The following is a 17,604-nucleotide window of genomic DNA, read 5'->3' as shown; positions in this document are numbered from 1 at the left end:
CCCATGCCAGTTGCGAGAAGGCGGGGCAATCGGCTTCAATAATCCTTCGAATAGCGAAGGTTCGCCGACGACCCCGCATTGGTGCCGGTCTTGGACAGCAGGCTGAGCGTCTTCGACAGGGCGATTTCCAGCTGGGTGGCGGTGAAGCCCTTGGAGTCGGTGATCACCTCCACATAGACATTGTTGGAGATATGCTGGCCCACCGACAACGACGTGCCGCGCCCGGTCTTGTCATCACCGCCGACGATGCCGATACGGTCGATGCCCGACGCATTTTGCAGCTTGCCCATCGGGTTGAGCCCGCCGCTGCCGCCGCGCAGGCCGTTCAGCGCCACCGCCAGCTGCACCGCCTGCGTCGCGGACAAGTTCGCGACATTGTCGCCGAACAGGATGCGCGCCAGGATCTCGTCCTGCGGCAGGGTGGGCGTCGAAACGAAGCTGATGTCGGGCCGCTGCGCTGATCCCGCGACGGCGATGCCGGCTGTCACATCGTCGATCCGGGTTTCCGCGCGGATCGCCAATGTGGGGTTCATCATCGGTCCGTTGAAGCTGATGACGCCCTGCTCCAGGTCGAACTGATGGCCCGAGAAGCTGTAGCGGCCGCGAATGACCTCGATCCGGCCAATGACGCGGGGAGCGGCGGTGGTGCCGGTGACGCGCATGTTGGTCTTCCATTCGGAATCGAGGCCCATGCCGGTCACATAGATTTCATTGTCGGCGCGCACGCGGATATCAAGCTTCCACAGGGCCGGGCGCACCGCTCCTTGCCGTGCCGCCTGCCGCTGGTCGAGAATGTCGGTGCCCTCGCCCTTGCGCCGCACACCCTGCAGCTGGCGAATCTTTGTCCCGCCCTGCCAAGCCACGCGATAGCGCGTCTCGGGAAGCGAGAGATCGCCCTTGATCAGCCCGCCGTCGGCGGCGCTGTTGGTGATGGCGAGGCTGCCGCTGACCACGCTGGTGATCGCTTCGCTGCGGGCGAGGCGGGCGCGGTCGAGCTTAACGGCGATGTTCATCGGATAGCCGCTCTCTGACGCAAGGCCCACGGTCCCGCTTGCCTGCACCGTCCCGTCGCCGGCGCGGCCGGAAAAGTCGCGCAGCTCCAGCCGGTCATTGGTGAAGCGCCCGTCGAGCCTCATCTGGGTGACCCGCGTGCCGAACGTTTCATTTTCATAGGTGAGGGCATTGGCGCGGACGATTCCGTTGAGGCGCGGCGCGGTGAGGCGCCCGCCGAAGTCCGCCGCGACGGCGATCGGACCGGTCAGCTGCTGGTCGGCAAGGCCCGCGAAGGAGAAGATCACATCGGCCGGCCCGGCATAGCGGATGCCGCCGCTCAAGGGTGCCGATTGCAACTGCTGCGACCAGCTTGCGCCATGTCCGGGCGGCGCGAGCCGGGCGACGAAGCGCCCGAGCGTCGCATTGCCGCGCCGCACGAGGCCGCGCAGGTCGCCGCCCGCTCCCGACAGCTTGCCCTCAACCGCCATGGAAACGGGGTCGGACACGGCGGTCAGGCTGGAGCGGCGGAAATCGCTGATGGCGAGACGGGTCGTCGCGGTTGGGAAGGCGCTGCCTTGCTGGGCAAAATCGAGCGCGCCGGTAGCCTTGCCGCTTATGCCGATGCCGGGGCTCAACATATTGACAATGGCAAGGTCGAAATCCTTGAAGCGCGCCTGCATCGCCGTCTGATCGCCGAAGCGCCCGGCGAGATCGACCCGGCCCTGCGGCAGCACCAGCGTGGCGGGTTCGAGTCGATAGCCCGCGCGCTCGATGCGGATGATGGCAGGCTGGGCCAAGCGGAACGGGATGTTACTGACCTTGCCTTGCAGCGCGACGGCATAGAGGCTGGGGCGCAGCGCCGCGTTGACCGCGAGCGAGAAGGGAACGCCGGTCGAGCCGTCCGCGACCAGCTGCGCCCGGCCGCGACCGCCCCGATATTGCAGCTTGCCGCGCGCCTTGCGCACCACATAGTCGCCATAGGCCGTGTTGGCGAGCTGGACGTCGGCGTCGATCTGCGGCTGGTCGGCGAGGACCATGTCGGCGCTGACGAGGGCGCGGCCGATCACGACATCTGCCTCGCCGGGCAGCTTCGCGTTGCTGGCGGTCGCGTCGACATGAACGCCCTGCGCCTTGCCAACCGCCGCCAGTCGAACCATGCCGTTGATGCCGGAGCCGTTCATAGCCAGCTGCCCGCTGAAGGGACCGGCGGCACTCTGTTGCAGGCGGCCCTTCATATCGACACCGGCAAAGCGCGCCTTGGTAACGTCGATGGTGAGCGGACCCTTGGCAGTGCGGATCAGCACATTGGCGAAGAAGGGGCCATAGGGGGAACCGCCGGTTGCCTCCAGCCGATAGCCGCCGGCTTCCCCGTTCAGCTTGGCGACCACGTCGGTCAGTTGCACGCCGACTTTGGGCCGGGCGGCGCGCAGCACGGCTTGCGGCCGTTCCATGGTGCCGCGCACGGTGAGCGCCAGCGGTCCATATTGGCGCGAGGAAGCTTTCGCATCGAAGGCGATCTGCCCGTCCGTGTCATAGCTGCCCGAACCGGAGAGTATTTTGAAATTGGGTGCGGCGCCCTTCAGGTCGGCAAGGGTGAACTTGCCCTCCGGCGTCATGCCGATGCGGCCGGACGCAATTGCATTGCCGCCGAGGAAATCGCGGACCGAAGCATTTTCCCAGCGCGCGGTGCGCACCCCGAACCTGCCCGACAGGCCGAAGCCGCCCCTGGGCCCTGGCACCAGCTTCATGTCGGTGGTCAGGTTGACGATGCCGACGCCGTCTATCCTATAGTCGTTGACGCGGCCCTTTAGCGCGCCGCGATAGATGGCGTTGTCAAGATCGGCGAGAACGATGGCGGTGGCGTCCACCCGGTCGCTGTCGATCTTCAGATTGTCGCTGATGAGCTTGCCCGCGGCATAGGCGAAGTCGCCCTTCACGCGCAGATTGTGCAGCAAGCCGCCGGCCGCCGCATTGAGCCCGGTGACGCGGGTGGCGGTGGCGCTGACAGGAATGCGGATGCGGTCGGCGTCGATCACCGCGCGGCCGCTGGCCTTCAGATTTTCGATCCCGGTGGCGTCGAAGGCGAGATATTTGGCGGTGATGTCATAGTCGATGAAAGGCGTCGCCATCGGCCCGTCCAGAATGACCGAGGCGCGCACGTCGCGGCCCTTCACCTTCTCCATGATCGCGCCGGGGGTGAGCAGCGCCACGTCGATCTTGAGCCCGCTGAAGCGGCTTGTGCCGAGGTCTACCAGCCCCTGCGCGGTCGCGGAGAGGGCCGGCGAGCGCAGCGATCCCTTGAGGTTCACCCGCCGCTCATTGAGGCCCGCGAACAGATCGACGTCAAGCTGGGGCGTGGTCAGTCGATCGACCGTTCCGGCGAAGACCAGCCCCGGGCGCACGGGACCTTTGGCTGCGAAATTGCCGTCGCGCGCGGCCAGCGCGATATTTGCCAGTTCGCCCTTTGGCGAGGTGGCGACCAGCCTGCCATTCCACGCCTGCCAGGTGCCCCGGCCGTCCAGCGTCGCGGTCATGCCGTCGGTAAGGCCGCTCATCTTCGCGATCACGCCGCCCTTGGGCGCGGTCAGCCTGCCCTTCATGGCGAGGCGATTTTGCGCCGGTACTGCATCAAGCCAGGCCTGCAAACGGTCACCGCTGTCCACCACGGCATCGGCGGAGAGCACTGCGCGGCCATCGGCGATGTGGGTCACGCCATCGATCGCGATCTCGCGCTTCTGGCCGATGACCGGCCTTGCCAGCACGAAACGGGCGATCTTCAACCGATCGACGTCTATGTCGAGGTCCGGCAGGATCGGCGCGTTAGGGTCACTCTTCGTGACGTTGAACTGCGGACTGCGCGCCAGCACGACGAGCGGGCTTTCCAGCAGGCGCACCGAGATATGATTGTTGATGTAGCGGAATGGGCTCCAGATGACGTGCACCCTGGGGCTGACGGCAAAAATTCCCTTGGGGTCGCGCAGCACCAGATTGTGGATGGTCATGTCGCCATAGATCGAACCCTCGATCCGGCCGACCTCGATCGCCATACCGGATTCAAGCTTCAGCGCGGCGATCTGGCGGATCAGGAATTTCTTGCCCGGCTGGGTGTTGAGCGCCAGCAGCAGGCCTGCCGCCAGGATCACCAGCGCCGCGACGAGGCCAAGCAGCCCGACAGTGATTTTCTGCCAGAGCGGCCATTTCCGCCGGATCATGACAGTCTCGGTCGAGGGTGCTTCTTCCACCATCAGAATGCCTGCCCGATGCCGATATAGAGGGCGAATTTGGACTCGCCAGGCTGTCGATTGAGCGGCATGGCGATGTCCGCGCGGAACGGCCCGAAATTGGTATAGAAGCGCCCGCCGACACCGACGCCATACCGGATGTCGGAAAATTGCGGCATGGCGCTTTCATAGACCTGCCCGGCATCGACAAATGCTACGACGCCGTAATTGCCGAAGCGGTAGCGGCCCTCGACTGCGAACTCGTTGACCGACCGGCCGCCGACCGGATCGTTGTTGACGTCCTTGGGCCCCAGTTCCTGATAGCCGAAGCCGCGCACCGATCCGCCGCCGCCGGCATAGACCCGGCGGGAGGGCGCGACCTGATCGCGCGCCGCTCCGCTGATCGTGCCGAGCCGGGTGCGCGCCGCGATCACGATATTGTCCGCGACCGGATAGTAGCCCGTGAGGTCGAAAGTCGCGCGGACATAGGGCGACACATTGCCTTGCAACGACGCCTCCGGCGACACGCGCAGATTGGCGCGGAAGCCCTTGGTCGGGTTCAGCAGGTCGTCCGAGCGGTCATAGCCAAGCTGCGTCGGCAAGGCGCCGATGAAATAGGTGAGATATTTCGTCTCCGCCGTCGCCGGGTCGATCGTCGTCTTTTCGTTGGAGAGCAGGATCTCCGCGCCATAGCTGTAGGTCCAGCGCTTCTGGAAGATCGGAGTCGATTGGCGCGCCCAGCCGATATTGAGCCCGGCGGTGAAGGCCTCATAGGCGTCGTAGCGCTGGTGGTTGAGCAGCGCGCCGGCCTGGAAAGTCTTGTCGCGCTTGCCGGCATTGGAGCGGCGGAGGGTACCGGTCACGCCCTGCTCCTGCGTACCCGCGACCGCGCCGATGATGAGCGCGCCTTCGGGCGGGAAGAGATTGCGGTGGGTCCATGTGCCCTCCGCGCGGAAACCCTGGCCCGTGCCGTAGCCCAGTTCGCCCGCCAGCGTGCGCGGCGGCCCTGCCTCCTGCTCGACATGCACGTCCACATATTCGGTCCCGCCAGGTCCCGGCTGCCCGGTCCGAACCGGATCCACCGAGACGCTGGAGAACAGCCCCGTCGCCACCAGCGCACGGCGCAGGTCGTCGACCTCGCGGCTGTCGTAAAGCTCGCCCTGCTTGAAGCGGCTGATGACCTTCATATGATCGGCGCCGAACGCCTGCTTCTGGCCTGCGGTGGTAATGTCGCGGAAGCTGCTGCGCGGCCCCGTCTCCACCGGCAGCGTATAGTCGCCCGTCACGGTGGCGGGATCGAGCAAGATATCGCGTTCCCCTACCTTGACGAAGGGATAGCCATTTTCCGGCAGCTTCACGCCGACATTGGCCTCCGCGCCTTCGACCGCCGCAGCGACGATATAGTCGCCCGTCTGGAGCGGCAGGCTGTCGCGAACCAGGCCCGGTGGAACGGTGGGCCCGGCGTTTACTATAATCTCGCCCAGTTTGTAACGCTTGCCCGGCGTCACCGAGAGCACCGCGCGCAATCCGCCGCCCTCCGCCTGGTCCAGTGAGGCGAGCGCGGTCGCGTCATAATAGCCCTCCGACTGGAACAGGCGAACGGCAAGCGCCTCATCCTCATGCGCGCGGGCCTGCACCATGGCGGCAGTCTCGGCCCTGCCATGGCCGTCGATCAGCGAGGATTCATCGCGGAATTCATCTTCCAACCCGGTGTCGCCAAAACCCTCTATCGCCACCGAATAGCGGACATCGGGCGTCTTCTCATCGGGATTGCTGTCGGTCGCGACCTGCACCGGCACCTGCACACTGTCGAGCGGCGGCAGCGGCTGTGCCAATTCGGTTTCCGGCAGTGGCTCGGCCGCCGGTGGAAGCTGCTGCGCGGTACTCGCCTGCGGCATCTGCTGGTCGATCCATTCGTCGATCGAGGGCAGCGGCGCTTGATTGTCGGGGGTGGACTCTCCGGCCTTGGGCAAGCGCGCCTCGAACTCGCTATCCGGCAGGATCGGCTCTTCCTGTGCCGGGGGCGGCGTCTGCGCCAAAAGGGGAAGGGGGGATGCCGCAACCATGACCAGGCACAAGGCGCGCCGGACCCGCTTTGCCTGCCCTGAACCCATGAAAACGCCTTGCCCCCTGAACTCGCCCTCGCTTGATCCGGGCGGGAAGAGCAATACGCACCAGCAGTTGCTTTGGTTCCGCGTGCGTCATGACGCCCAGGTGCTTCCCTCCGAATCGCAACCGGTCTAGAGCCGTCGCATGACTGTCGCGCTCAATGTCACCCGTTCGATCCTTGGTCAGCCCTGGCGATGGCGCGGGGGGAGCGCCGACGGGCGGGAGCCGGGCTATCGACCGGACGATCTCGTCACCCAATTGCTGATCGCGCGCGGTTGCCCGCGGGAGGCGGTGGAGGCGCATCGCAATCCGACCATCCGCCATTTCATGCCCGATCCCAGCCTGTTCCGCGACATGGACGCTGCCGCCGAGCGGCTGGCTGACGCGGTGGTGGGCCAAGAGGATGTTCGCATCTTCGGCGATTATGACGTCGATGGCGCGACGAGCGCGGCGCTGCTGATCCGGCTGTTGCGTGACCTCGGCCTCGCCGCGCGGCCCTATATTCCCGACCGGCTGATGGAGGGCTATGGCCCGTCCGGCGAGGCGCTGGTCCGGCTGGCGGGCGAGGGGGCGAACCTGATTGTCACCGTCGATTGCGGCGCGCAGGCGTTCGAGGCGCTTGCCATGGCGAAGGCCGTCGGCGTCGATGTGGTGGTGGTTGACCACCATAAATGCGCGGCGGCCCTGCCCGAAGCGCTGGCGCTGGTGAACCCCAATCGCCTTGACGAGGCGGAGGAAGCCGCCGCGCACGGTCATCTCGCCGCGGTCGGTGTCGCCTTCCTGCTGGGCGCGGCACTGGTGCGCGTGCTGCGCGGCCGGGGCTGGTTCGCTCACAGGGCTGAGCCGCCGCTGATGGAACTGCTCGACATCGTCGCGCTGGGCACAGTCGCCGACGTGGCGCAGCTCAAAGGGCTTAACCGGGCCTTCGTGGCGCAGGGCCTGCGGATCATGGCGAAGCGCCGGAACATCGGCCTTTCCGCCCTGATCGATGCGAGCCGGCTGACGCGCGCGCCGCTCTGCCACGACCTCGGCTTTGCGCTTGGGCCGCGCATCAATGCGGGCGGGCGTGTGGGCAAGGCCGACCTTGGCGTTCGCCTGCTCACCACCGAGGACCCAGCCGAAGCCGCGCAGATCGCGAAGGAACTCGACCTGCTGAACGAGGAGCGCCGCGCCATCGAGGCGGCGGTGCAGGTTGAGGCCGAGGAGTTGCTGGCGGCGCAGGGCAATCGTGCGGTTGCGTTGATTGCGGGCGCAGGCTGGCATCCGGGCGTGATCGGCATCGTCGCGGGCCGCATCAAGGAAAAGGCGGGACGGCCCGCCATCGTCATCGCCTTGGACGAGCAGGGCGTCGGCAAGGGGTCCGGCCGATCGATCTCCGGCGTTGACCTTGGCGCGGCGGTGTTGGCGGCAAAGGACAGTGGCCTGCTGGTGGCGGGCGGCGGCCATGCCATGGCGGCGGGCCTGACGGTCGCGGCCGAGCGGCTCGATGCGCTAGCGGACTTCCTCGATGAGCGGCTGGCAGGCGCGGTGACAAGGGCGCGGGACGACCGCGCGCTGCTGATCGATGCGGTGCTTGCGCCGGCCGGGGTCAATCCCGATTTCATCGCGGCGATCGACGCAGGCGGCCCTTATGGAGCAGGCTGGCCCGCGCCGCTGATCGCCTCCGGCCCGATGCGGGTCATCAAGGCGGATGTCGTGGGTAACGGTCATCTGCGCGCGATCATGGCGGGCGACGATGGCCGTTCCATCAAGACGATCGCTTTCCGTCAGGCCGAATCCGATCTTGGTCAGGCAATCCTTGGCGCCCCGCGCGACCGGCGCTTGTGGATCGCGGGAAGGGCGAAGATCGATGATTGGGGACCGCGCCCTGCCGCTGAATTGCATCTGGAGGATGCGGCCTGGGCCGACTGAGCCAGCTGCCGTTCAGGCTTTTTTGCTTCGCATCATTTTCCTAAGCAAAGGGGGTTGACCGCTGCGAAGCCACCGCCTAATGCCCGCCTCGCTTCGCAGCACTGCCACGCAGAACTGCATGTGGCCCCTTCGTCTAGCGGTCTAGGACGCGGCCCTTTCACGGCTGAAACACGGGTTCGATTCCCGTAGGGGTCACCACTTTCCTTCTGGAAATCGGGTGAAATATCGGGTGCTTGCCACCCGGTTGCGCCGTGTGGGCAAGCGCCCTAGCTTGAGGACAGCCTTTACTCTCCTGACGAGCCTGATCCTTTGCCGATGCGTGCTGCTGCCCTACGTTTCGCCTTCTTCATTCTTTCGCTCCTGCCCGGTTCCGTTTTCGCGCTGCCCGCCAATCGGCCGACGTCCGGCTATACCCGCGTCGCCATCGAAACCTCATTGGGCACCATTATCGTCGCGACGGATGACCGCCGGGCGCCCCGGACCTCCGCCAATTTCTTGACCTATGTCGATGACGGCCGCTTCGACGGCGTGACCTTCTATCGAGCGGCACGGCGCAAGAGCGATCCCAAGTTCGGCCTCATCCAGGGCGGGATCGACACCGATGCCCGCCGTTCGCTGCCCCCGGTCAGGCATGAGCCGACCAGCCAGACCGGTATCAAGCACCTCGACGCCACCCTGTCGATGGCGCGGCCGAACCGCCCCAACTCGGCGATGGGCAATTTCTTCATCACCATCGGCCCGACCCCCAACATGGACGCGCGTGGCGATTATATCGGCTACGCGGCTTTCGGCCATGTCGTGGCGGGGATGGATGTGGTGAAGCGCATCCTGGCCGTCTCGACCTGTTGCGGATCGGGGCCGATGCGCGGGCAGATGATCATCAAGCCCATCACCATCATTCGCATGCGGCGGCTGGACGGCAGCCCCAAGCCCACGCGCGGGGTCAAGCCCTGGCTGATTGGCCTCAACCGCAAGCGGTGACCCGCTTTTTCCACTGGCTCTTGACCCCTCAGCCGATCAGGATGGCGGCGAAGGAGACAAGCGGATGAGCGGACGGATCAGGGTCGGCATCGGCGGCTGGACATATGAGCCGTGGCGCGGCAGCTTCTATCCCGAAGGGCTGCGGCAGAAGGATGAGCTTGCCTATGTCGGCCAGCATTTGACGGCGACCGAGATCAATGCGACCTATTACAGCACGCAGAAGCCAGCGACTTTTGCTAACTGGGCAAAGGCCGTGCCCGACGGTTTCCAATTTGCGGTCAAGGCTTCGCGTTTCTGCACCAATCGCCGGGTGCTGGCCGAGGCCGGCGAATCAATCGCCAAGTTCGTGAACCAGGGCCTGGTCGAACTGGGCGACCGGTTGGGGCCGATCCTCTGGCAATTCATGCCAACGAAAAAGTTCGATGCAGAGGATTTCGGCGCGTTTTTGAAGCTGCTGCCGCAAAGCGTGGAGGGCGTGAAGCTGCGCCACGCCTTGGAGGTGCGGCACGAAAGCTTTGACGATCCGTATTTCCTGGAGCTGGCAGGCGAGGCCGGGGCTGCCGTGGTTTTCGCCGACCATGCCGAATATCCCGCGCTGCAGGGCCATGATGTCGGCTTCTCTTACGCGCGGCTGATGCGCACGGTGGAGGAGGAGCCGACCGGCTATTCGCCCGGAGATATCGAGCGCTGGGCGGACTGGATACGGGCCCAGGCAAGGCAGGGCGATGCCTACGCCTTCTTCATCAGCGGGGCGAAGGTTCGCGCACCCGCGGCGGCGCAGGCGCTGATCGTGGCTCTGGAGTAACAGGGCTGTTGCATTTGCTGCAACTGCGAAGACGTGCTTTGCGATTGTTACATTTCCATGTCCGGCGCATAGGCCAGCCCGCCGCAAGGCAAGAACAACAATAGCTGCAGGACACGGAAACATGCGACACACTGTTCAGGGCGTTGCGCTGATGGTTGCGGTTGGCGCTCAGGTGCTCACCTTCTATTCGGTGCTTTTCGCTTAAGCACGAACTTCTTCATTGCTGTCCTCCATGATCCATGGAGGCTGAAAAGGCCGCCCCGCAACAAAGCCGGGCGGCTCTTTTATTTTTGGTTAACTTATCCTAAGTCTCGCCTTCCGCATGGGAGCTAATGTGAGCGAGTCCCTGCTCTTCGTATATGGCACACTGCGCCCCGGCTGCGATGATCCTGTGGCGCATTGGCTACGGCAGGAGGCTCGGCATGTCGGCAGAGCGACCGCGCGGGGCAGGCTCTATTGGGTCGACACTTATCCGGCCATGGTGCCACGCCCTGACAGGATCGTTGTCGGCGATCTCTTCGCTTTGCCCGACGCGCCAGCCATCCTCGCTGCGCTTGATGAGCATGAGGAATGTTCCGAGCATTTTCCCGAACCGCGCGAATATCGTCGTGAGCGGCTGGTGGTGCGGGGTCCCGACGGCGAGGTCGAGGCGTGGGCCTATATTTATGGGCGCGACCCGGCCTTGCTCCCGCTGATCGAAGGCGGCGACTTCCTCGCGTGCAACTGATTGCGCTGCGTCGCCGACCCGCTACATTCCTCCACCTTCCAGGCTTTCGAGGAGAGGGATGCATGACGACCGATGCACAGGACCAACCCGAGCGGTTGCCCGACGATCGTAACTGGATCGGCAGTACCGGCCTTGATCGACGCAAGCTGCTGGCGGGCGGCGCCTTTGCCGCCGGTTTCGCCGCAGCCTGCCGCCCAGTTTCGAGCAGCGCCGTCCAGACCTCCGGCGAGGGGCTGAAGGAAGAGACGGTGTCGATCCCGGCAAGCGACGGCTTTGCCATGCCTGGCTTCGTCGCCCGTCCTGCTGATGCCAAGAGCGCGCCGATCCTGTGCGTGGTGCATGAGATTTTCGGCGTTCACGAATGGGTCCGCGACATCTGCCGCCGCTTCGCCAAGGCCGGCTATTATGCGATCGCGCCCGATCTTTTCGCCCGGCATGGCGATGCGACCAGTATCGCAGACTTCAAGCAACTGATTGCCACCATTGTGTCCAAGGCTCCCGACGCGCAGGTGCTCTCCGATATCGACGCGACCTATGGCTGGGCGGGGAGCCATGGCGGGGACGGCGAGCGGCGCGGCATAACGGGCTTCTGCTGGGGCGGCCGCGTGGTGTGGCTCTATGCTGCGCACAGCGCGCAGCTTGACGCCGGCGTCGCCTTCTATGGCCGGCTGGTGAGCGACAAGACCCCTCTTCAGCCGTTGAGCGCGATCGAGCAGGTGCGGCAACTGAAGGCGCCCGTGCTCGGTCAATATGGCGCGCTCGACAAGGGAATACCGGTTGCGGATGTGGAGGCGATGCGCGCCGCCCTGGCCAAGGCGGGCAAGTCGCCCCCGGATGAGATCACCGTCTATCCTGGCGCCGATCATGGCTTCATGGCGGACTATCGGCCAAGCTATCATGAGGCCTCAGCCAAGGCCGCATGGAACGCGACGCTTGGCTGGTTCGATCACTATGTGAAGCGCGCCAAATAGCGCTTATTTCTGCTGCATCGCCTGCACGGCTGCCAATGTGCTCTTCACATGGCCCGCATAGTTCATCTCGCTGTGGACGAAGGCGATGCGGCCGCTGGGAGCGATGACATAGGAGGTGCGGTCGGTCATGCCCGGCCGCATCTTGAGCGCCACGTCATATCCCGACACGATGTTCGGTCCAGCGGAGGCGACCGCGAACTTGCCCGCGCATTCCTTGGTCGAGAAGGCGACCAGATCGTCCACCGGATCAGCCGACATGCCGATCACCGTCGCGCCCGCCTTCTTGAAATCGTCGATATGCTCGGCGAACTCGCGGGCCTCGGCCGAGCAGCCGGGCGTGAAAGCTTTGGGGAAGAAATAGAGCACGACGGGCCCGCGCTTCAGCTGATGGGAAAGGGTGAGGGTGAAGGTCTTGCCCGCCATCGCGCCACGCGTCGTGAATTCGGGCGCCTTCGCTCCCACCGCCAGCGCAGCCATCGCGGCGCTGGGGGCAAGCGTCATCGCGCCAAGGGCAAGCAGCAATTTCGCGCATTTCATGGGCTTGGGCTCCTTCATCCGTTGTCCCGCACCGGTTGGCGGGCGATATTGGATGGGATGGTGACCTTATCACTGAAGACTGGCAAGAGCTTCGGCGACGATCGGGATAGCGAGGCAAGTGAAAGCATGATCGGCGGAACCCATCGCCACATGACCGGTTCCTGTTTCATGCGCGCAATGATCCTCCCGCTGCTGTTGCTCCCCGCCGCCTGTGGCAAGGATGAGGATCGCCAGCCCGGCGTCGTCGCCAACATCGTCGATCAGGAAGTGTCCGGCGCAGCGGATAATGCGCCGGCGGTCACCAACAACAGCGCCGTCGAACCAGCAGAGGAGCCCGCCCCGCAAACGCGGCAGGCTCCGGTCGCCTCCGCTATCCCGCCTGCATTGCAGGGACGCTGGACCGGCCTGAACGATAATTGCAATAACAGGTCGGCGGAGCTTGAACTCAAGATCACCCGCGACAGCCTGATCTTTCATGAGAGCGTCGGCACGGTAATGGGCGTTTCCTCCCGGCCCAATAATCATGTCAGCGTCGACGCCGCCTTCACGGGCGAGGGGCAGAGCTGGACCAAAAAGCTGGAATTGCGTCCTTCGGCGAACGGCCGGGAACTCACAATCATCAATGACGGGACTGCGGTCACGCGCAAGCGGTGCTGACGCTTTCCCATTACCCCCTCTGCCGCTAGAGCGGGCCGATGATCGGCCGTCTTACCTTAAACGATTTCCGCAACCATGCGGACGCGCTGATCGTGCCGGATCACGCCTTCATCGTCCTGACCGGCGAAAATGGCGCGGGTAAGACCAATATATTGGAAGCTGTGTCGATGCTCGCGCCCGGGCGGGGGCTGCGCGGAGCGGCGCTGCGCGACATGGTGCGGCAGGATGGCGGCGGCGGCTTCGGCATCGCAGCGGAGGTTGACGGGGTGATGCTGGGCACGGGCGTGCTGGCGGGGGCGCCCGACCGGCGGCAGGTTCGGATCGGCGGCGTCGCCTCTTCCGCCAATGCGCTGGCGGATCATCTGTCGATCGTATGGCTGACGCCTGCCATGGACCGGCTGTTCATGGACAGCCCGGGGGGGCGGCGACGCTTCCTCGACCGGCTGACACTGGCGCTGCATCCGGGGCATGCCGTCCACAGCGCGCGCTATGAAGCGGCGATGCGGGCGCGGAACCGACTGCTCGGCGATTTGACAGCGGCGGACCCGGCTTGGCTCACCGCTCTCGAAGCCCAGATGGACGAGCATGGCGCGGCGCTGTCTAGCGCGCGCGCCGATCTCGTCACGCGGCTGAACGCGGCGCTCTCAGGGCAGCCGGATTATCCTTTCGCGCGGCCCCTCCTGTCGCTGGATGGGGATGAGGCAACCGGCGAGCCATTGGGTGCGCGCTTGGCAAGGGAGAGGCGGCGCGACGCTGCGGCGGGTCGGACTGGGGCCGGGCCGCACCGGCAGGACCTGACGGTGACGCATGCGGCGAAGGCCCAGCCTGCCGCACTCTGTTCGACGGGTGAGCAGAAGGCGCTGCTGCTGTCCATCCTGTTGGCCCATGCTGCGCTCGTCACCGCTCATCGCGGGCGGCCGCCGGTGCTGCTGCTGGACGAGGTAGCCGCTCATCTCGACCCGTCGCGGCGAGCGGCCCTGTTCGATCGGCTCCGTCAGGCTGGGGGGCAAGTGTGGATGACGGGGACGGAAGCAAGCCTTTTCAGAGCCTTATCGGAATCAACAAGGTTTGGCGTAACGGCTGGTCAGGTTTTTCGTTCCACCAGCTAACGCGCGCCCGCAACGATTCACCGCTCACCGCTTTTCAACTCACCGGCCGTCTGCCCTAAGCAATTTCACGGGGTTAGTTTTCCATAACGGGTCGGGGGTCGCATTCATGATCGGTGGTTTTCGCGCTTTTGTCGCAGCGGCAACGCTTGCACTTGGCGCCCTGATCTCGACCCCGGCCGCTGCTGGCACGCTGCAGTGCGCGCCCTTCGCCCGGCAGGTTTCCGGTATCCAGCTGTTCGGCAATGCCAATACTTGGTGGGGGCAGGCTGAAGGCCGCTATGATCGCGGCCATGAACCCCGTGTCGGCGCAGTTCTCTCCTTTTCTTCCAGCCGCGCCATGCCGGTCGGCCACGTCGCCATGGTGAGCCAGGTGGTGAGCGAGCGCGAGGTGCTGCTGACCCACGCCAACTGGTCCTATCGTGGCGGCATCGAGCGCAATGTTCGCGCCGTCGATGTCTCCCCGAACAATGACTGGACCGACGTGCGCGTCTGGTACGGCCCGAGCGGCGGCCTCGGCCTGCGGTCCAACCCCGCCAATGGCTTCATCTATGCCGACAAGCTTGGCGATGCGCCAGTGCAGATTGCCATGGCTGACCGCGCAACCGTCGGCCTTGATGCCGCGCGCGGTGCTTTCTGACATTTTAACCAGTTTCTAACGGCGGCCGGCTAGCCTCTCAGGCGGTGGGGCGATTCTCGAAGATTTTGGGGTCGCATGAAATTGGTAATGTTGCGCTGGGCGGCACTGCTGCTGTCCGGTTTGATCGTGACGCCTGCTTTGGCGGCGACCGCGCTGCAATGCGTGCCTTATGCGCGCATCGTATCGGGCGTGCAGATCTATGGCGACGCGCTGACCTGGTGGGACCAGGCGGAAAATCATTATAAGCGCGGGCACATGCCAAGGAAGGGCGCGGTGCTCGCCTTCCGTCCTGCTGGGCCGATGGTGCTCGGCCATGTCGCGGTCGTAAGCAAGGTGCTGGACGACCGCCGGGTGCTGATCCGCCATGCCAACTGGTCGGTTCCAGGCGCGATCGAGGAAGATGTGCTTGCGCTCGACGTGTCGGAGGAGGGCGACTGGAGCGCGGTGCGTGTCTGGCACAGCCCGACCGCGCAGATGGGCGCGCGCAGCAACCCGACCTTCGGCTTCATCTATCCAGCAAAGCCCAAATTGCACCCGTTCGATCCGGACCCGGCATTGGGCAGCGGCATTCGTCTTGCCAGCCTGAACGCCGCGCAGTGGCAAGAGGCGAAATCCTCGCGCGTCAACCGTGCGGATGGGGAGGATGAGTTGGCGCCTTCAGGAGCGCGGACAGCGCGTCAGCCGCGGCTTGCGCTTGATCTGGCGGCGATGCGCTACGCCGATGCAGCGCCTGCGCGCCGGTCGCTGGGAGACATTATCGCCGATGTGAAGCGGGAGGCACGGCTGCGCTAAGGCCGGCGTGGCTTATAGAGTGGGTGATGTATGACTAATCCGCCGTCTAGGAAAGGTCGTCCTGCTTCAGAACAGGTCATCCCCTGTGCTCCTGCGAAGGCAGGAGCGTAGTTCCAGCAGCAGAACTGAACTCCTTACCTTCGCAAGGAGCCGATCTTCACCCCGCCTCGTCGGCGCTCTCTTCGGCGCCCTCGGCCGGGTTTTCGAACCACGCCTCGACCGGGCCCGATAGCTTGATCGTCAGCGGGTTGCCATGGCGATCACGGGTCTTGCCGGCGGCGACGCGGATCCAGCCTTCGGAAATGCAATATTCCTCGACATCGGTGCGCACCCGGTCCTTGAACTTGATGCCGATGCCCCGCTGCAGCAGCTCCATGTCGAAAAAGGGGCTGCGCGGGTTGGTGGAAATCCGATCCGGGGGCGTGTCGCTCATATCTGCTCGATCCTGTGAATGTGCGCGCGGACTAGCGCCTCGGCCGGTCCCGCGTCAACCGCCCGGCTCTTCATCGGCATCGCAAAAGATGCGGCGGATGACCCCCTGCGACAGCCAGGAGCCGAATCGCGACTCTGCATCGGTCAGATCGACGAAGGGGTAGGCGACGGGCCGCTCGTCGACGGCGCGGCTGGCGGTGACCAGTCGGATCATGGCATCGGGCGCGGTCGTCAGGATGCGGCCGCGCCGGTCGGTGGCCGCGCTGTTGACGCCGACGACATGGCCGTCCTCCGCGAAGACCGGGCCCCCGCTGATGCCCGACAGGGTGCCGTCGCCGATCGGTATCCGCGCCCGCTCTGCCCAGGCGAGCACCGGCTGGCTTTCTCCCGCCTCGCCGCGCCGGGCATTGGCCGCGCCGATCAGTTCGGAGATGACGAGCGTCGGATGCCCGCCCGGAAAGCCCATATGATAGCCGACCGATCCGGGCGCGGGCATATGGCCAGACACAGGCAGCGCATGGTCGCTCGGCAGCCCGTCGCGGACCAGCGCCGCATCCGCCTCCCGGCTCTCGATGATCCGCGACACCAGCCGTGCGACGCCGCGTTCCTCGAGCCCGATCCGCTTGCAGCCATGCGTCACATGTTCGGCGGTGAGCCACGCGCCGTCCCGGTCGACGGCGAAGGCGGTGCCCATGCTGTCGCCCGGAACGCCCGGCCGCTCCTCTATGAAAAAGCTCTCGTCGCTCCATTGCGGCAGCGGGCGGCGTGGCGAGCGTGGGTCATATTCCTCAACCGAGACGGTCGGCGGCCGCGTCACCTCGCTGATCCACAGCAGGGCGGCCACCGCTCCCAGCATCCAGGGAAGGCATCCGCCGCGGCGCGCCATGGCTCAGCCCGCCACCGCGCCCGCCGTGAGGCAGGCGATCGCAACCTTCATCATTGCAAGGAAGATGGCAGCCGACCGCTCATCGGCCTCGATCCGGGTCGAGAGCGAGCCGAGCAGAAAATCCACGAAGCGGAAGGCGATCAATTGCAGGATCAGGGTAAGGCTCCCCCAGATCATGATGTCCCAGACATTGACCGATCCCGCCAGGCAAAAGCCCAGCGGCACGGAGAGCCCGATCGCAGCGCCGCCCAGCGATATCGCCGCCGCCTGATTGCCTGCGCGGATCAGCGCGAACTCGTCATGCGGGGTGATCCACATATAGAGCGATAGCGCGGCGAGCCATGACAAGGTTGCGCAGGCCAGATGGAGCAGGAAGATCGGGAGGCCGGAGAGCAGGCTCTGCACGACGGGCATGGGATCGGTCATGCCATCAAGATGCCGCAAGCCGCCCGCCGGTTCAATCGACGGGCGGCCCGCATCATCATTTCACCACACCGAGCGGGGCCGCGTCAGTTGCAGATCCGCACCTTCACGCGCCGGTCGCGATAATGATTGTAGCGCCATTCGGTCCAGCAGCGCTGGCGGTAGTGGCCGCGCCATGCGCCGCGATGCTCGCGCCAACGGCGGCCATCGCGCCAATCACGCCGGTCACCCCAGCGCCGGTCATCCCAGCGGCGATCATCATAGCGATCATAATAGCGGTCGCCGCGATAGCCGTCCCCATAGCCATAATATTGGGCCTGCGCGGGAGCTGCGCTGACGCTCATGGCAGTGATCGCCAGACCCAGCGCGGCTGCGCCCTTCCACAAAATGTTCATGTCCGTCTCTCCTCATCG

16 protein-coding genes and 1 tRNA gene are annotated in these 17,604 nt (G+C 65.4%); 10 read left to right on the top strand and 7 right to left on the bottom strand.

Features of this window, described 5'->3' with window-relative positions; translation table 11 throughout:
• Positions 1-35: 35 nt before the first annotated feature.
• Together L858_RS0105045 and L858_RS0105040 are read right to left on the bottom strand one after the other, a co-directional pair.
• Positions 36-4,238, bottom strand: coding sequence for a translocation/assembly module TamB domain-containing protein (locus L858_RS0105045; protein WP_022682062.1), 4,203 nt, complete (start codon positions 4,236-4,238; stop codon positions 36-38).
• Entirely contained in the window at positions 4,238-6,328 is a 2,091-nt protein-coding gene (locus L858_RS0105040; protein ID WP_028055836.1) for a BamA/TamA family outer membrane protein, read from the bottom strand. Before L858_RS0105040 ends, L858_RS0105045 begins: the two co-directional genes overlap by 1 nt.
• A gap of 139 nt (positions 6,329-6,467) precedes the next feature.
• On the opposite strand from L858_RS0105040, the gene recJ reads away from it, so the two are divergent.
• The 6 genes from recJ (at position 6,468) to L858_RS0105005 (ending at position 11,718) form a co-directional block, all read left to right on the top strand.
• A complete protein-coding gene (gene recJ / locus L858_RS0105035) occupies positions 6,468-8,234 on the top strand; it encodes a single-stranded-DNA-specific exonuclease RecJ (RefSeq protein WP_022682060.1) in 1,767 nt (588 codons plus the stop codon).
• 122 nt (positions 8,235-8,356) lie between these two features.
• Positions 8,357-8,432 (top strand) — tRNA-Glu (locus L858_RS0105030).
• Positions 8,433-8,549: 117 nt separating this feature from the next.
• The gene (locus L858_RS0105025) at positions 8,550-9,215 is read left to right on the top strand and encodes a peptidylprolyl isomerase (RefSeq protein ID WP_028055835.1); all 666 of its coding nucleotides are present in this window, start codon (positions 8,550-8,552) and stop codon (positions 9,213-9,215) included.
• Between the two features lie 64 nt (positions 9,216-9,279).
• Positions 9,280-10,020 (top strand): DUF72 domain-containing protein, encoded by a 741-nt coding sequence (locus L858_RS0105020; protein ID WP_022682058.1) that lies wholly within the window; start codon positions 9,280-9,282, stop codon positions 10,018-10,020.
• A 334-nt stretch (positions 10,021-10,354) separates the two neighbouring features.
• Positions 10,355-10,747 carry a gamma-glutamylcyclotransferase family protein gene (locus L858_RS0105010; protein WP_022682057.1) on the top strand — a complete coding sequence of 131 codons (393 nt, stop codon included), beginning with the start codon at positions 10,355-10,357 and terminating at the stop codon, positions 10,745-10,747.
• A 62-nt stretch (positions 10,748-10,809) separates the two neighbouring features.
• Positions 10,810-11,718 (top strand): dienelactone hydrolase family protein, encoded by a 909-nt coding sequence (locus L858_RS0105005; RefSeq protein ID WP_022682056.1) that lies wholly within the window; start codon positions 10,810-10,812, stop codon positions 11,716-11,718.
• Positions 11,719-11,721: 3 nt separating this feature from the next.
• On the opposite strand, the gene L858_RS0105000 is transcribed toward L858_RS0105005, so the two are convergent.
• Positions 11,722-12,255, bottom strand: a complete 534-nt coding sequence (locus tag L858_RS0105000; protein WP_022682055.1) for a peroxiredoxin — start codon at positions 12,253-12,255, stop codon at positions 11,722-11,724.
• 60 nt (positions 12,256-12,315) lie between these two features.
• Here L858_RS0105000 and L858_RS0104995 point away from each other — a divergent pair, with 60 nt between their 5' ends.
• From L858_RS0104995 to L858_RS0104980, 4 genes are all read left to right on the top strand, one after another.
• On the top strand, positions 12,316-12,912 hold the full coding sequence (locus tag L858_RS0104995; protein WP_338010733.1) for a hypothetical protein: 597 nt from the start codon (positions 12,316-12,318) through the stop codon (positions 12,910-12,912).
• Between the two features lie 38 nt (positions 12,913-12,950).
• Positions 12,951-14,021 carry a DNA replication/repair protein RecF gene (recF, locus tag L858_RS0104990; RefSeq protein WP_022682053.1) on the top strand — a complete coding sequence of 357 codons (1,071 nt, stop codon included), beginning with the start codon at positions 12,951-12,953 and terminating at the stop codon, positions 14,019-14,021.
• 106 nt (positions 14,022-14,127) lie between these two features.
• Positions 14,128-14,658, top strand: a complete 531-nt coding sequence (locus L858_RS0104985; protein WP_022682052.1) for a CHAP domain-containing protein — start codon at positions 14,128-14,130, stop codon at positions 14,656-14,658.
• A gap of 87 nt (positions 14,659-14,745) precedes the next feature.
• Entirely contained in the window at positions 14,746-15,450 is a 705-nt protein-coding gene (locus L858_RS0104980; protein ID WP_022682051.1) for a CHAP domain-containing protein, read from the top strand.
• Positions 15,451-15,607: 157 nt separating this feature from the next.
• On the opposite strand, the gene L858_RS0104975 is transcribed toward L858_RS0104980, so the two are convergent.
• The 4 genes from L858_RS0104975 to L858_RS0104960 all read right to left on the bottom strand — a co-directional run bounded on the left by L858_RS0104975 (position 15,608) and on the right by L858_RS0104960 (position 17,586).
• The gene (locus L858_RS0104975) at positions 15,608-15,883 is read right to left on the bottom strand and encodes a DUF3297 family protein (RefSeq protein WP_022682050.1); all 276 of its coding nucleotides are present in this window, start codon (positions 15,881-15,883) and stop codon (positions 15,608-15,610) included.
• 54 nt (positions 15,884-15,937) lie between these two features.
• Entirely contained in the window at positions 15,938-16,768 is an 831-nt protein-coding gene (locus L858_RS0104970) for a S1 family peptidase (protein ID WP_022682049.1), read from the bottom strand.
• Between the two features lie 3 nt (positions 16,769-16,771).
• Positions 16,772-17,194: a DUF350 domain-containing protein gene (locus tag L858_RS0104965; protein WP_028055833.1), complete on the bottom strand. Its 423-nt coding sequence runs from the start codon at positions 17,192-17,194 to the stop codon at positions 16,772-16,774.
• A gap of 83 nt (positions 17,195-17,277) precedes the next feature.
• On the bottom strand, positions 17,278-17,586 hold the full coding sequence (locus L858_RS0104960; RefSeq protein ID WP_022682047.1) for a hypothetical protein: 309 nt from the start codon (positions 17,584-17,586) through the stop codon (positions 17,278-17,280).
• Between the last annotated feature and the right edge of the window lie 18 nt (positions 17,587-17,604).

This window comes from Sphingobium bisphenolivorans, assembly GCF_000412635.1.
GTDB classification, from domain to species: Bacteria; Pseudomonadota; Alphaproteobacteria; order Sphingomonadales; family Sphingomonadaceae; genus Sphingobium; species Sphingobium bisphenolivorans.
This window is presented reverse-complemented; position numbering and strand designations above follow the sequence as displayed.

Bases quoted from the DNA above. Each gene is read 5' to 3' on its own strand.
- L858_RS0105045 (WP_022682062.1), bottom strand. From the start codon at position 4,238: ATGGTGGAAGAAGCACCCTCGACCGAGACTGTCATGATCCGGCGGAAA.
- L858_RS0105040 (WP_028055836.1), bottom strand. From the start codon at position 6,328: ATGGGTTCAGGGCAGGCAAAGCGGGTCCGGCGCGCCTTGTGCCTGGTC.
- recJ (WP_022682060.1), top strand. From the start codon at position 6,468: ATGACTGTCGCGCTCAATGTCACCCGTTCGATCCTTGGTCAGCCCTGG.
- L858_RS0105025 (WP_028055835.1), top strand. From the start codon at position 8,550: ATGCGTGCTGCTGCCCTACGTTTCGCCTTCTTCATTCTTTCGCTCCTG.
- L858_RS0105020 (WP_022682058.1), top strand. From the start codon at position 9,280: ATGAGCGGACGGATCAGGGTCGGCATCGGCGGCTGGACATATGAGCCG.
- L858_RS0105005 (WP_022682056.1), top strand. From the start codon at position 10,810: ATGACGACCGATGCACAGGACCAACCCGAGCGGTTGCCCGACGATCGT.
- L858_RS0105000 (WP_022682055.1), bottom strand. From the start codon at position 12,255: ATGAAATGCGCGAAATTGCTGCTTGCCCTTGGCGCGATGACGCTTGCC.
- recF (WP_022682053.1), top strand. From the start codon at position 12,951: ATGATCGGCCGTCTTACCTTAAACGATTTCCGCAACCATGCGGACGCG.
- L858_RS0104985 (WP_022682052.1), top strand. From the start codon at position 14,128: ATGATCGGTGGTTTTCGCGCTTTTGTCGCAGCGGCAACGCTTGCACTT.
- L858_RS0104980 (WP_022682051.1), top strand. From the start codon at position 14,746: ATGTTGCGCTGGGCGGCACTGCTGCTGTCCGGTTTGATCGTGACGCCT.
- L858_RS0104975 (WP_022682050.1), bottom strand. From the start codon at position 15,883: ATGAGCGACACGCCCCCGGATCGGATTTCCACCAACCCGCGCAGCCCC.
- L858_RS0104970 (WP_022682049.1), bottom strand. From the start codon at position 16,768: ATGGCGCGCCGCGGCGGATGCCTTCCCTGGATGCTGGGAGCGGTGGCC.
- L858_RS0104965 (WP_028055833.1), bottom strand. From the start codon at position 17,194: ATGACCGATCCCATGCCCGTCGTGCAGAGCCTGCTCTCCGGCCTCCCG.
- L858_RS0104960 (WP_022682047.1), bottom strand. From the start codon at position 17,586: ATGAACATTTTGTGGAAGGGCGCAGCCGCGCTGGGTCTGGCGATCACT.